Annotated in this window: 13 protein-coding genes; 7 read left to right on the forward strand and 6 right to left on the reverse strand. The window is 70.4% G+C overall.

Annotated elements, in window-relative coordinates; all coding sequences use genetic code 11:
* Positions 1 to 548 (forward strand): M48 family metallopeptidase (locus tag BGO22_RS00655; protein ID WP_286848295.1); only part of this gene is annotated, 548 nt, incomplete at its 5' end.
* Between the two features lie 3 nt (positions 549 to 551).
* Here BGO22_RS00655 and BGO22_RS00660 read toward each other — a convergent pair.
* The 3 genes from BGO22_RS00660 to BGO22_RS00670 all read right to left on the reverse strand — a co-directional run bounded on the left by BGO22_RS00660 (position 552) and on the right by BGO22_RS00670 (position 3068).
* Positions 552 to 1193: an MBL fold metallo-hydrolase gene (locus tag BGO22_RS00660; protein ID WP_070400205.1), complete on the reverse strand. Its 642-nt coding sequence runs from the start codon at positions 1191 to 1193 to the stop codon at positions 552 to 554.
* Between the two features lie 3 nt (positions 1194 to 1196).
* Entirely contained in the window at positions 1197 to 2210 is a 1014-nt protein-coding gene (locus tag BGO22_RS00665; RefSeq protein WP_286848297.1) for a fumarylacetoacetate hydrolase family protein, read from the reverse strand.
* Positions 2211 to 2276: 66 nt separating this feature from the next.
* Complete coding sequence (locus BGO22_RS00670) at positions 2277 to 3068, reverse strand: exodeoxyribonuclease III (protein WP_070400203.1); 792 nt, start codon at positions 3066 to 3068, stop codon at positions 2277 to 2279.
* Between the two features lie 14 nt (positions 3069 to 3082).
* Between BGO22_RS00670 and pyrE the strand changes: the two genes are divergently transcribed.
* Both pyrE and BGO22_RS00680 read left to right on the forward strand, forming a co-directional pair.
* The gene (gene pyrE / locus BGO22_RS00675) at positions 3083 to 3781 is read left to right on the forward strand and encodes an orotate phosphoribosyltransferase (RefSeq protein ID WP_070400202.1); all 699 of its coding nucleotides are present in this window, start codon (positions 3083 to 3085) and stop codon (positions 3779 to 3781) included.
* 14 nt (positions 3782 to 3795) lie between these two features.
* Positions 3796 to 4458: a DUF4124 domain-containing protein gene (locus tag BGO22_RS00680; RefSeq protein WP_286848301.1), complete on the forward strand. Its 663-nt coding sequence runs from the start codon at positions 3796 to 3798 to the stop codon at positions 4456 to 4458.
* 39 nt (positions 4459 to 4497) lie between these two features.
* Here the strand turns inward: BGO22_RS00680 and gatB are convergent, their stop codons facing one another.
* From gatB to gatC, 3 genes are read right to left on the reverse strand one after another with little or no spacing between them, the layout of a single operon-like run.
* On the reverse strand, positions 4498 to 5955 hold the full coding sequence (gene gatB, locus BGO22_RS00685; RefSeq protein ID WP_286848303.1) for an Asp-tRNA(Asn)/Glu-tRNA(Gln) amidotransferase subunit GatB: 1458 nt from the start codon (positions 5953 to 5955) through the stop codon (positions 4498 to 4500).
* 2 nt (positions 5956 to 5957) lie between these two features.
* Entirely contained in the window at positions 5958 to 7496 is a 1539-nt protein-coding gene (gene gatA / locus BGO22_RS00690; protein ID WP_286848305.1) for an Asp-tRNA(Asn)/Glu-tRNA(Gln) amidotransferase subunit GatA, read from the reverse strand.
* Positions 7493 to 7792 (reverse strand): Asp-tRNA(Asn)/Glu-tRNA(Gln) amidotransferase subunit GatC, encoded by a 300-nt coding sequence (gatC, locus tag BGO22_RS00695; RefSeq protein WP_070400199.1) that lies wholly within the window; start codon positions 7790 to 7792, stop codon positions 7493 to 7495. Before gatC ends, gatA begins: the two co-directional genes overlap by 4 nt.
* Before the next feature lie 270 nt (positions 7793 to 8062).
* Between gatC and BGO22_RS00700 the strand changes: the two genes are divergently transcribed.
* The 4 genes from BGO22_RS00700 to mrdA are packed head-to-tail and all read left to right on the forward strand — an operon-like array spanning position 8063 to position 12613.
* Positions 8063 to 9106, forward strand: a complete 1044-nt coding sequence (locus tag BGO22_RS00700) for a rod shape-determining protein (protein WP_009519392.1) — start codon at positions 8063 to 8065, stop codon at positions 9104 to 9106.
* A gap of 27 nt (positions 9107 to 9133) precedes the next feature.
* Positions 9134 to 10099, forward strand: a complete 966-nt coding sequence (gene mreC, locus BGO22_RS00705; RefSeq protein WP_286848309.1) for a rod shape-determining protein MreC — start codon at positions 9134 to 9136, stop codon at positions 10097 to 10099.
* Complete coding sequence (gene mreD, locus BGO22_RS00710) at positions 10096 to 10626, forward strand: rod shape-determining protein MreD (protein ID WP_070400197.1); 531 nt, start codon at positions 10096 to 10098, stop codon at positions 10624 to 10626. The genes mreC and mreD overlap by 4 nt, the downstream gene beginning before the upstream one ends.
* Before the next feature lie 16 nt (positions 10627 to 10642).
* A complete protein-coding gene (gene mrdA / locus BGO22_RS00715; protein WP_286848312.1) occupies positions 10643 to 12613 on the forward strand; it encodes a penicillin-binding protein 2 in 1971 nt (656 codons plus the stop codon).
* Positions 12614 to 12629 lie beyond the last annotated feature (16 nt).

Genomic DNA, 12629 nt, shown 5'->3' on the forward strand with positions numbered 1-12629 from the left:
CGCAGTGGAACAAGCGCGCCACGCGCTGGCAGTGGGAGGTCAACCTCATCCGCAGCGAGCAGATCAACGCCTTCTGCATGCCCGGCGGCAAGATCGCCTTCTACACCGGCATCCTCGACAAGCTCAAGCTCAGCGACGACGAGGCCGCGATGATCATGGGCCACGAGATGGCGCACGCCCTGCGCGAACACGCGCGCTCGCGCGTGGCCAAGACCAACGCCACCGGCATCGGGCTGTCCATCGCCGCGCAGCTGCTGGGGCTGGGCCAGCTCGGCGACGTGGCGGCCAACCTGGGCACGCAGCTGCTGAGCCTGAAGTACAGCCGCGACGACGAAACCGAGGCCGATCTGGTGGGCCTGGAGCTCGCGGCGCGCTCGGCCTACCAGCCGCGCGCGGCCGTCACGCTGTGGCAGAAGATGGCCGCGGCCGGCGGCGGCGCGGCGCCGGGCTTCCTGTCCACCCACCCGACAGGCCCGGAGCGCATCCGCCAGCTCGAGGCCAACGTGCCCAAGGTGCAGGGCCTGTACGAACAGGCCCGCAAGGGCTGAGGTTCAGGCCCGCTCGCCCACGAAGGGGTTGGAGCGCCGCTCCTGCCCGAAGCGGCCCTCGGGCCCGTGCCCGGGGATGAACACCGTCTCGTCCCCCATGGGCCAGAGCCGCTCGCGGATGCTGGCCAGCAGTTGCGCGTGGTTGCCGCCCGGGAAGTCGGTGCGGCCGATGCTGCCCACGAACAGCACGTCGCCCACGAAGGCGCGCTGCGCGTCCTTCGAATGGAACACCACATGCCCCGGCGTGTGGCCCGGGCAGTGGCGCACCGCGAGTTCACACCGGCCGATGCGCACCGTGTCGCCATCGTGCAGCCAGCGCGTGGGCGTGAAGGTCTCGGCCGGCGGGAAGCCGAACATCGCGCCCTGCTGCGGCAGGGCGTCGATCCAGAAGCGGTCGCCCTCGTGCGGGCCCACGATGGGCAGCGACTGGCGCCGCGCCAGCTCGGCCGTGGCGCCCGCGTGGTCGATGTGCGCGTGCGTGAGCCAGATGGCCTTGAGTGCGACGCCCAGGCGCCGCGCCTCGTCCAGCAGTGTGTCCAGGTCGCCGCCCGGGTCGATGACGGCGGCCTCCATCGTCTCGTCGCACCAGACGATGGAGCAGTTCTGGGCAAAGGCGGTGACGGGAATGGTGCGGTAGCGCAGCATCGCTCAGCGCCTCCCTCGGACGTCGACGCGCTGGTCGATGACGCCGAACAGGGCGTCGGACGGGTCCGCGCCAACCGCCTCGATGGTGACGCGGTCCCCGTGGCGCAGGTAGCGCGGCAGATCGGCCTCGGGCGCGCCACCCAGCTGCGCCCGCACGCGGGCCTCGGTGATGCAGGCGCTGCCCGAGTGCGGGTCGGCGTTGCTGATCGTGCCGGCGCCGACGATGCTGCCCGCGCCCAGGTCGCGCGTGCGCGCCAGGTGCTCGATGATCTGCGGGAAGTTGAAGACCGTGTCCTCGTTGGCCGCGGGCTCGCCGAACCAGTCGCCGTTGAGGCGGATGCGCACCCGCAGGTCGGGCATGCCGTCCTTCCAGGCGGCGCCCAGGGCCGCGGGGGTCAGCGCAATGGGGGCGAAGCTGGTGGCCGGCTTGCTCTGGTAGAAGCCGAAACCCTTGGCCAGTTCGCTGGGAATGAGGCCACGCAGCGAGACGTCGTTGAGCAGCACGACCAGGGCGATGCAGCCGCCCGCCTGGGCCGCCGTGGTGCCCATGGGCACGTCCGTCGTCACCACGGCGATCTCCGCCTCCAGGTCGATCTGGTGCGCCTCGTCGACCGCGACGATGGGGTCTTCGGGACCGATCATCCCGTCCGAGCCGCCCTGGTAGACCAGGGGTTCTTCCTCGTAGCGCGGCGGAATAGGCTCCTGGCGCCACTGGTAGATCAGGCGGGCGTGGTTGCGGTAGACCGAGGCGTCGGCCCACTGGAACGCGCGGGGCAGCGGGGCCATGCAGGCGGATGCCTCGAACGGCGCCGCCGCGGCCCAGCCGCTGGCGTCCAGCCCGCGCCGCTGCTGGTCCAGCGCGGGGGCCAGGGCGGCCCAGTCGTCGAGCAGGGCTTGCAGGGTGCGGGCGGGGCCCGCGGCCGGCGCCCAGCGCCGGGCGTCGGGGCTGACGAGCATGAGTTCGCCGTCGCGGGTGCCGTTCTTTCGCGTGGCCAGGCGCAGGGGGAAGTCGGTCATGGGTGGCTTGTCTTTGATCGGGGCATGCGCGCACCGCGGGCCGGCGGCCCGGGCGCGGTGGCCCTCTCAGAGTGTGAAGTCGTAGCCGATGGTGATCGGCGCGTGGTCCGAGAAGCGCTGCGCCTTGTAGATGGCCTCGGTGCGCGCGTGCGCGGCCATCGCCGGCGTGGCCAGGTGGTAGTCCAGTCGCCACCCCACGTTGTTGGCCCAGGCCTGGCCGCGGTTGCTCCACCACGTGTAGCAGGCGTCGGTGGTGTCGGGCTGCAGCTGGCGGTAGACGTCGATCAGGCCCACCTCGGCGAACAGCTGGGTCATCCAGGCCCGCTCCTCGGGCAGGAAGCCGCTGTTCTTCTGGTTGCTGCGCCAGTTCTTCAGGTCGTTCTGCGTGTGCGCGATGTTCACGTCACCGCAGAGGATGAATTCGCGCTGGGACTTGAGCGTCACCAGGTGCGGGAAGAAGGCCGCCAGGAAGCGGTACTTGGATTCCTGCCGCTCGGGGCCGGACGAGCCGCTGGGGAAGTACACGCTGATGATCGACAGCTTGCGCTTGGGCGTGTCGAAGCGCAGTTCGGTGTAGCGGCCCTCGTCGTCGAACTCGTGCGTACCGAAGCCGGTGAGCACCGCGCTCGGCTCGTGGCGCGTGAAGACAGCCGTGCCCGCGTAGCCCTTTTTCTGCGCGAAATGGAAGTGGCCGCGCATCCCGGCCAGTTCCTCGAAGCGACCGGCCACATCGGCCGCCTGGGCCTTCACTTCCTGCATGCAAATACAATCCGGCGCACTTTTCGCCAGCCAGTCTTCGAGGCCTTTGGTGGTGGCCGAGCGGATGCCGTTGAGGTTGAGGCTGGTCAGATTGAACACAAGGAAGTCCTCATATGGTGATGGCAGGCGCGGCCGATGAGCCGCTGGCCCAGGCGTTCGTGAAGTTCTGCGTCGAGGCCGGCGCACTGAAGTTCGGCGAATTCAAGACCAAGGCCGGGCGCCTTTCGCCCTATTTTTTCAACGCCGGCCTGTTCGACGACGGCGCCAAGCTGGGCCGGCTCGCGGCATTCTATGCACGCGCGCTGCTCGACAGCGGGGTCGCCTTCGACATGATCTTCGGCCCGGCCTACAAGGGCATCCCGCTGGGCGCGGCGGTGGCCATCGAGCTCGCCCGCCTGGGCCGCAACGTACCCTTTGCCTACAACCGCAAGGAAGCCAAAGACCACGGCGAAGGCGGTACCCTGGTGGGCGCGCCGCTGCAGGGCCGCGTGCTGATCGTCGACGACGTGATGAGCGCCGGCACGGCCGCGCGCGAGTCCATCGCCCTGATCCGCGCCGCCGGCGCCACGCCGAGCGCCGTCGCCATTGCGCTGGACCGCCAGGAGAAGGCCACCGAGCCCGGCCCCGACGGCGTGGTCCGCGACGTGGATCACAGTGCCGTGCAGTACGTGCAACGCCAGCTCGGCCTGCAGGTCTGTTCGATTGCGAAGCTCGATGATTTGCTTCAGTATCTGACCGCCCAGGCGGGCGGCGAGGTCGCGGCGCACCGCGACCGCGTGCTGGCCTACCGGGCCCGCTACGGCGTGAACTGACCCACCCCACCACCATGAACCGCCTGCCGCTGCCGATGCCCCTGCCCCGCCGCTCCCGACTCGCTGGCGCGGCGGCCCTGCTGCTGCTGTCGCTGGGCGCGCAAGCGCAGAACAACGCGCAGTCCATCTACACCTGCACCGACAGCAAGGGCCGGCGCATCACCTCCGACCGCCCCATCGTCGACTGCCTGGACCGCGAGCAGCAGCGCCTGGGCCGCACCGGCACCGTGCGCGAGGTGATCCCGCCCAGCTACACGCGCGAGGAGCGCGAGAAGGTCGAGGCCAAGCGCCGCGCCGAGCAGGAAGAGCAGGCCCGCGTGCAGGAGGAGCGCCGGCGCGAGCGCGCGCTGCTGATCCGCTACCCCAACCAGGGCGTGCACGACAAGGAGCGCCAGGAGGCGCTGGCGCAGATCGACGACGTGATCGCCGCCGTGCACAAGCGCGAAGCGGCCCTGATCGAACAACGCAAGGGCATCGCGCAGGAGCTGGAGTTCTACCAGGGCGACCTGACCAAGGCCCCGCTGTGGCTGCGGCGCAAGGTCGAGGACAACGACAAGCAGATGGACGTGCAGAAGCGCTTCCTGGTCGACCAGACGCAGGAGAAGCAGCGCGTGAACGCGCGCTTCGACGAAGAGCTGGCCAAGCTCAAGCAGCTCTGGGCCGCGCAGAGCCGCTGAACCGCCCCCGGCCACGCACAGTGGCCTCGGCGGGAGGTCTCACCCCAGTTTCTGGCGCAGCAGCTCGTTCACCTGCTGCGGATTGGCCTTGCCCTTGCTGGCCTTCATGGCCTGGCCCACCAGGGCGTTGAAGGCCTTGTCCTTGCCGGCGCGGAACTGGGCCACCATGTCGGCGTTGGCGGCCATCACCTCGTCGATGATCTTCTCGATCGCGCCGCTGTCGCTGACCTGCTTGAGGCCCTTGGTCTCAATCACCGCGTCCACCTCGGCGCCTTCGCCCGTCCACAGCGCATCCATCACCTGCTTGGCCGCGTTGTTGGACACCGTGCCGTCGGCGATGCGCTGGAGCAGGGCGGCGAGCTGCGCCGCGCTCACGGGCACGTCGGCGATGCCCTTCTCTTCGTTGTTGAGCCGGCGCGAGACCTCGCCCATCACCCAGTTGCTGGCCATCTTGGCCTGGCCGCTGGCCTGGGCCGCGGCCTCGAAGTAGGCCGCCATGGCCGGGCTTTGCGTCAGCGTGGTGGCGTCGTACTCGGGCAAAGCGTACTGCTGCACGAAGCGCTCGGCCATGGCGCGCGGCAGCTCGGGCATGGCGGCCTTGACCTCGGCCACCCAGTCGCGCGACACCACCAGCGGCGGCAGGTCGGGGTCGGGGAAATAGCGGTAGTCGGCCGCGTCCTCCTTGGTACGCATGGCGCGCGTTTCGCCCGTGTCTGGGTCGAACAGCACCGTGGCCTGCTCGATGGCGTGGCCGTCTTCGATCTGTTCGATCTGCCAGCGCACCTCGTAGTCGATGGCCTGCTGCATGAACTTGAACGAGTTCAGGTTCTTGATCTCGCGGCGCGTGCCCAGCGGCGCCCCGGGCTTGCGCACCGAGACGTTGGCGTCGCAGCGGAACGAGCCCTCCTGCATGTTGCCGTCGCAGATGCCGATCCAGGTGACGATCTTGTGCAGCTCCTTCGCGTAGGCCACGGCCTCGGCGCTGGAGCGGATGTCGGGTTCGGTCACGATCTCCAGCAGCGGCGTGCCCGCGCGGTTGAGGTCGATCCCGCTCTGGCCGATGAAGTCCTCGTGCAGGCTCTTGCCGGCATCTTCCTCCAGGTGCGCGCGCACCAGGCGCACGGTTTTCTTTTCGTCGCCCAGGTAGAAGCTGACCGCGCCGCCCTGCACCACCGGGATCTCGTACTGGCTGATCTGGTAGCCCTTGGGCAGGTCGGGGTAGAAGTAGTTCTTGCGCGCGAAGACGCTGCGCTCGGCGATGTGCGCGCCCACGGCCAGGCCCAGGCGGATGGCGCAGGCCACGGCCTCGCGGTTCATCACGGGCAGGGTGCCGGGCAGCGCCAGGTCGACCGCGCTGGCCTGGGTGTTGGGCTCGGCGCCGAAGGCGGTGGCCGCGCGGCTGAAGATCTTGGACCGCGTGGCCAGTTGGGTGTGCGTCTCGAAGCCGATGACGACCTCGTAGCCGTGCACCAGCAGGGAAGGGCTTGCTTTGCTCATGGTCAGTACCCCGCGGGGGCGTGCGTGTGCCAGTCCGTGGCCTGCTGGAGGGCGTGCGCCACCTGCAGCAGCTCGGCCTCCTTCAGGTAGTCGCCGACGAGCTGCAGGCCGACGGGCAGGCCGCTGGTGGCGCCGAGCCCGGCCGGCACGCTCATGCACGGCAGGCCCGCGAGCGAGGCGGGCAGGGTGTAGATGTCCGCCAGGTAGGCGGCGACCGGGTCGTCGGCCAGTTCGCCGATCTTCCAGGCCACCGTGGGCGCAACCGGCCCGGCGATCAGGTCGCACTCGGCGAAGGCGGCGCGGAAATCCTGCGCGATGAGGCGGCGGATCTGCTGGGCCTTGAGGTAATAGGCGTCGTAGTAGCCGTGGCTCAGCACATAGGTGCCGATCATGATGCGCCGCTGCACCTCGGCGCCGAAGGCCTCGCTGCGCGACTTCTTGTACATGTCGAGCAGGTCGTCGTACTTCGCGGCGCGGTGGCCGAACTTCACGCCGTCGTAGCGGCTGAGGTTCGAGCTCGCCTCGGCGGGCGCGATGATGTAGTACGCCGGGATGGACATCTCGGTCCGGGGCAGGCGGATGCGGCGCAGGCTGGCGCCGAGCGCCTCGAGCTGCTTCAGCGCGCCCGACACCTGCAGGGTGACGTCGCCGGACACGCGCTGGTCCGTGGTCGGCGCGTCGTCTGCCCAGTTCATCCATTCCTCGGGGATGCCGATGCGCAAGCCCTTGAGCGGCTGCGCGGCGCTGGCGCCGTCGCGCCCTTCGCCCCAGGCCGTGCCCAGCAGGCGGCCGTAGTCCTCGGCCGGGTGGTCCAGGCTGGTGGAATCGCGGTCGATGTCGGGCCCGGCCATGGCCGTGAGCAGGGTGGCGCAATCGGCCGCGCTGCGCGCCATGGGGCCGGCCTGGTCCAGGCTGGACGCAAAGGCCACCATGCCGTAGCGCGAGCAGCGGCCATAGGTGGGCTTGATGCCGGTCACGCCGCAGAAGCCGGCGGGCTGACGGATGGAGCCGCCGGTGTCGGTGCCGGTGACGGCGGGCGCCAGGCGCGCGGCCACGACCGCGGCGGAGCCGCCCGACGAGCCGCCCGGCACGCGGGCCGGGTCCCAGGGGTTGCGCGCGGGGCCGAAGGCGGAGTTGTCGTTGCCCGAGCCCATGGCGAACTCGTCGCAGTTGAGCTTGCCCAGGGTCACCGCGCCCTGCTGCCCGAGCCGGGCCACCACGGTGGCGTCGAAGGGGCTGCGGTAGCCCGCCAGCATCTTCGAGCCGGCGGTGGTGGGAAAGTCGCGCGTGACGAAGATGTCCTTGTGCGCGATCGGCACGCCCAGCAGCGGCGTGCGCTCGCCGGCGGCGATGCGCGCGTCGGCGGCCCGGGCCTGGGCCAGCGAGACCTCTTCGTTGACCGCCAGGTAGGCGCCCAGGGCCTCGTGCTGTTTCGCGCGCGCCAGCAGGTGCCGCGTCGCCTCGGTGCTGCTGGTCTTTTTGTCGGCAATGGCCTGGGCCAGCTCGGCCACGCCCATCTGGTGCAGATCCGGCGCGCTCATTCGATCACCTTCGGCACCAGGAACAGGCCGTTTTCCACGGCCGGGGCGCTCTTCTGGTTGGCCTCGCGCGCGTTCGGCTCGCTCACCACGTCGGGGCGCAGGCGCAGGGCCACGTCCTCCATCACGGCGGTGGGATGGGCCAGGGGCTCGACGCCGGCGGTGTCGACGGCCTTCATGCGCTCGACGATGTCGAAGAAGCCGTTGAGCTGGCCAAGCAGGCGCTCGCTGTGCTCGGCGTCGAGTTCCAGGCGCGCCAGGTGGGCGATGCGCCCGATGTCGTTGAGGGTCAGGGACATGGTGCTGGGGGATGAGGGGACCCGCGCCGCCAGGGCGGCTCGGGCCTGCAACCGGATGCAAAACGGCCCGTTTGAGGGGCAAACAGGCCTGTTTTGATGCGGTTGTACACAGGCGTTCGGGTATTATCCTGCGTTCAGCGGAGCCGGCCTTTGGGCCCGGTTTTCGCCACCGAATCAATCACTTAGCCCCGATGCCCCGGTCCGACCCCGGCCCCACCCCCGGCTGCACGCGTGCGCGTGAGCTGACGCATCCCACAGGATTCACCCACCATGTTTGAAGCGTTCCGTCGGAGTTTCTCGACCGACCTGGCCATCGACCTCGGCACCGCCAACACCCTCATCTACGTGCGCAACAAGGGCATCGTGCTCGACGAGCCCTCGGTCGTGTCCATCCGCCACGAAGGCGGTCCCCAGGGCAAGAAGACCATCCAGGCGGTGGGCCGCGAAGCCAAGGCCATGCTCGGCAAGGTGCCCGGCAACATCGAGGCCATCCGCCCGATGAAGGACGGCGTGATCGCCGACTTCACCGTCACCGAGCAGATGCTCAAGCAGTTCATCAAGATGGTGCACCCGCGCTCGATGTTCAAGCCGAGCCCGCGCATCATCATCTGCGTGCCCTGCGGCTCCACCCAGGTGGAGCGCCGCGCCATCCGCGAATCGGCCCTGGGCGCGGGCGCCAGCGAGGTCTACCTGATCGAGGAACCCATGGCCGCGGCCATCGGCGCCGGCCTGCCGGTCTCCGACGCCTCGGGCTCCATGGTGGTCGACATCGGCGGTGGCACCACCGAGGTGGGCGTCATCAGCCTGGGCGGCATGGTCTACAAAGGCAGCGTGCGCGTGGGCGGCGACAAGTTCGACGACGCCATCATTGCCTACATCCGCCGCAACTACGGCATGCTCATCGGCGAACCCACGGCCGAGGCCATCAAGAAGGAAATCGGCTCGGCCTTCCCGGGCTCCGAAGTGCGCGAGATGGAGGTCAAGGGCCGCAACCTCTCCGAGGGCGTGCCGCGCAGCTTCACCATCAGCTCCAACGAGGTGCTGGAAGCCCTCACCGAACCGCTCAACCAAATCGTCAGCGCGGTCAAGAACGCGCTGGAGCAGACCCCACCCGAGCTCGGCGCCGACATCGCCGAGCGCGGCATGATGCTCACCGGCGGCGGCGCCCTGCTGCGCGACCTGGACCGCCTGCTGGCCGAAGAAACCGGCCTGCCGGTGCTGGTGGCCGAGGAGCCCCTGACCTGCGTGGTGCGCGGCTGCGGCATGGCCCTGGAGCGCATGGAGCGCCTGGGCACGATCTTCACCAGCGAATAAGGGCCGCGTTCCGCGCGGCGAGCCGCCATGCCACTGGGCACGCTGGACCGCACCCCACCGCCGTTCTTCAAGCAGGGCCCCTCGGCCCTGTCCAAGCTGATCGTGTTCAGCGCCGTGGCGCTGTTCCTGATGGTGGCCGACCTGCGCTTTCGCGTGGCGCAGCCCGTGCGCGCGGCGCTGGCCACGGCGCTGTACCCCGTGCAGTGGGCGGTGCTGCAGCCCGTGCAGCTGGTGGGCGCGGCCGGCGGCTATGTCACCAGCCTGCACACGGCCCAGCAGAACGAGGCCGACGCCGTGCGCCGCCTGGCCGATCAGGCCGCGCGCAGCCTGCAGGTGGACCAGCTGATGAATGAAAACCAGCGCCTGCGCGAACTGCTGTCCATGCGCGAGCGCGTGAAGGCCGGGGCGATCGGCGCCCAGGTGGTCTACGACGCCGCCGACCCCTACTCGCGCCGCGTGGTCATCGACCGCGGCCAGACGCATGGCGTGGTGGCCGGAGCGCCGGTGATCGACGAGTCGGGGGTGCTGGGCCAGGTGACGCGCGTGTACCCGCTGATCGCCGAGGTCAGCCTGCTGGTGGACCGCGACCAAGCCATCCCCGTGCTCGACGTGCGCTCCGGGGTGCGCAGCGTGGCCTACGGCCAGCCGGCCAGCGACGGCGACGGCCTGGAACTGCGCTACACCCTGGCCGAGACCGACATCCGCGAAGGCGACCTGCTCACCACCAGCGGCGTGGATGCGGTGTACCCACCCGGCCTGCCGGTGGCGCGCGTCACCACCGTGGAGCGCCAGAGCGGCTCGTCCTTCATGCGCATCCGCGCCGAGGCCCTGGCCCGCATGGACGGCGCGCTGCACGTGCTGGTGCTGGAGCCCGCGGGCGCGCAGCTGCCGCCGCCCCCCGTGGCCGCACCCGCCGCGGACGCCACCCAGCCCGGTCCCGTGCCGGGCGCCAAGGCCGCCGGCCGGCCCGGCCGTCAGGGGGCCCGGCCATGATCATGCGCCCTGGCCAGCAGCTGCTGCTGCCCGCCAACCCCGTCTTCATCTGGTTCAGCCTGATCTGCGCGCTGGCGCTGAACATGCTGCTCAACATGGGCCTGTTCGGCCGCGCCGCCTGGGTGCCCGACCTGCTCGCGCTCAGCCTGGTGTTCTGGTGCGTGCACCAGCCGCTGCGCATCGGCGTGGGCACGGCCTTCTTCTTCGGCCTGGTCATGGACGTGCACCAGGGCGCCCTGCTCGGCCAGCACGCCTTGTCCTACACCGTCATGGCCTTCGGCGCCGTGGCCATGCACCGGCGGCTGCTGTGGTTCCCGGTGCCGGCGCAGTCGCTGCAGGTGCTGCCGCTGTTCGTGGCGGCACACCTCATCGGCATGGTGGTGCGCCTGCTGGCCGGCGGCAGCTTCCCGGGCTGGCCCTACTTCCTTTCGCCGCTGTTCGAGGCCATGCTCTGGCCCGTGGTGACGGTGATGCTGCTGGCCCCCCAGCGCCGCGCACCCGACCCGGACGACAACCGCCCCCTCTGACCCCGAAGGCTCGGCCATGACGGAGTTGCGCAACGTCGACGCGGACATCTGGCAGTTCCGCCAGCGCGTGATCGTGATCGCGCTGACGGTGCTGTTCGCCTTCGGCCTGATCGTGGCGCGCATGACCTGGCTGCAGGTGACCCGGCACGAGGAGTTCATGGCCCAGGCCGAGAGCAACCGCACGGCGGTGCTGCCGGTGGTGCCCAACCGGGGCCAGATCGTCGACCGCGAGGGCCGCGTGCTGGCCAGCAACTACTCGGCCTACACGCTGGAGATCACGCGCTCGCAGGTCGAGGACCTCGACGAGACCATCACCGGCCTGCGCGAGCTGGTGGACATCTCCCCGCGCGACGAGCGGCGCTTTCGCAAGCTGCTGGAGGAATCGCACCGCTTCGACTCCCTGCCCATCCGCACCCGGCTGAGCGACGAGGAGGTGGCGCGCTTCACGGCCCAGCGCTACCGCTTCCCCGGTGTGGAGGTGCGCGCGCGGCTGCTGCGCCACTACCCCATCGGCGAAACCGCCAGCCACGTGATCGGCTACATCGGCCGCATCAACCAGCGCGAGAAGGAGCTCATCGCCGACTGGCCCGAGGAAGACCAGGCCAACTACCGCGGCACCGAGTACATCGGCAAGCTCGGCGCCGAGCAGCAGCACGAGCAGACCCTGCACGGCACCACCGGCTTCGAGCGGGTGGAGACCTCGGCCGGCGGGCGCGCGGTGCGCTCGCTTGCGGCCACGCCGCCCACGCCGGGCGACACCGTCGTGCTCACCATCGACGCCAAGCTGCAGAACCTGGTCGAGACGCTGTACGGCGAGCGCCGGGGCGCCCTGGTGGCGATCGACCCGCGCAACGGCGAGGTGCTGGCCCTGGTCTCCAAGCCCACCTTCGACCCCAACCTCTTCGTCGAGGGCATCGACGTGGACAACTGGCGCGCGCTCAACGAGTCCATCGACAAGCCGCTGCTCAACCGGGCCCTGCGCGGCACCTACCCGCCGGGCTCCACCTACAAGCCCTTCATGGCCATGGCCGCGCTGGAGACCGGCGCGCGCAAGGCCGAGACCGCCATCAACGACCCCGGCTACTGGATGCTGGGCAACCACCGCTTCCGCAGCCACGGCGACGGCGGCCTGGGCGCGGTGGACATGCGCCGCGCCATCATCAAGTCGAGCAACGTTTACTTCTATTCGCTGGCCAACGAGATGGGCGTGGACGCCATCCACGACTTCATGAAGCCCCTGGGCATCGGCCAGCTCACGGGCATCGACCTCAAAGGCGAGGTGCGCGGCGTGCTGCCCAGCCAGCAATGGAAGCGCGACACCTACAAGCGCCCCGAGGCCCAGCGCTGGTACGCGGGCGAGACCGTTTCGCTGGGCATCGGCCAGGGCTACAACAACTTCACCATGCTGCAGATGGCCAACGCCATGGCCACCCTGGCCAACGGTGGCATCAAGCGCGCGCCGCACCTGTCGCTGGCGCGGCGCAACCCGCTCACCGGCCAGGTCGAGCCGCTGCCCACGGCGCCAACCGAGAACCTGAACTTCAAGCCCGAGCACGTGCGCGTGGTGCTCAGCGCCATGCAGGCCGTCACCACCGAGGGCACCTCGGCGCGCGTGTTCTCGGGCGCCGGCTACACCAGCGGCGGCAAGACCGGCACGGCGCAGGCCGTCACCATCGGCCAGCGCGAGCGCTACGACGCCCGCAAGCTCGAAGAGCACCAGCGCGACCACTCGCTCTACCTCGCCTTCGCGCCGGCCGACGAGCCGCGCGTGGCGCTGGCGGTGATCGTGGAGAACGCCGGCTTCGGCGCCGCCGCGGCCGCGCCCATCGCGCGCCGCGTGTTCGACTACCTGTTGCTCGGCCAGTACCCGAGCGAGCAGGACATCGCCGCCCTTCAGGCCGGCGGGGGTGGCCCGCCCATCGGCACGCCGCGGCGCGTGAGCGACGTGGTCTGGCCACCCGAAGTGCCCGCGGCCACGGCGCCCTGAGGCCGCGCCAGCGGCG

This window comes from Hydrogenophaga sp. 70-12 (assembly GCF_001897365.1).
Classification (GTDB): Bacteria; Pseudomonadota; Gammaproteobacteria; order Burkholderiales; family Burkholderiaceae_C; genus Hydrogenophaga; species Hydrogenophaga borbori.

What these genes read in the sequence shown, in the direction of transcription:
- BGO22_RS00660 (WP_070400205.1), bottom strand. Translation starts at nt 1,193, where the DNA reads ATGCTGCGCTACCGCACCATTCCCGTCACCGCCTTTGCCCAGAACTGC.
- BGO22_RS00665 (WP_286848297.1), bottom strand. Translation starts at nt 2,210, where the DNA reads ATGACCGACTTCCCCCTGCGCCTGGCCACGCGAAAGAACGGCACCCGC.
- pyrE (WP_070400202.1), top strand. Translation starts at nt 3,083, where the DNA reads ATGGTGATGGCAGGCGCGGCCGATGAGCCGCTGGCCCAGGCGTTCGTG.
- BGO22_RS00680 (WP_286848301.1), top strand. Translation starts at nt 3,796, where the DNA reads ATGAACCGCCTGCCGCTGCCGATGCCCCTGCCCCGCCGCTCCCGACTC.
- gatB (WP_286848303.1), bottom strand. Translation starts at nt 5,955, where the DNA reads ATGAGCAAAGCAAGCCCTTCCCTGCTGGTGCACGGCTACGAGGTCGTC.
- gatA (WP_286848305.1), bottom strand. Translation starts at nt 7,496, where the DNA reads ATGAGCGCGCCGGATCTGCACCAGATGGGCGTGGCCGAGCTGGCCCAG.
- gatC (WP_070400199.1), bottom strand. Translation starts at nt 7,792, where the DNA reads ATGTCCCTGACCCTCAACGACATCGGGCGCATCGCCCACCTGGCGCGC.
- BGO22_RS00700 (WP_009519392.1), top strand. Translation starts at nt 8,063, where the DNA reads ATGTTTGAAGCGTTCCGTCGGAGTTTCTCGACCGACCTGGCCATCGAC.
- mreC (WP_286848309.1), top strand. Translation starts at nt 9,134, where the DNA reads ATGCCACTGGGCACGCTGGACCGCACCCCACCGCCGTTCTTCAAGCAG.
- mreD (WP_070400197.1), top strand. Translation starts at nt 10,096, where the DNA reads ATGATCATGCGCCCTGGCCAGCAGCTGCTGCTGCCCGCCAACCCCGTC.
- mrdA (WP_286848312.1), top strand. Translation starts at nt 10,643, where the DNA reads ATGACGGAGTTGCGCAACGTCGACGCGGACATCTGGCAGTTCCGCCAG.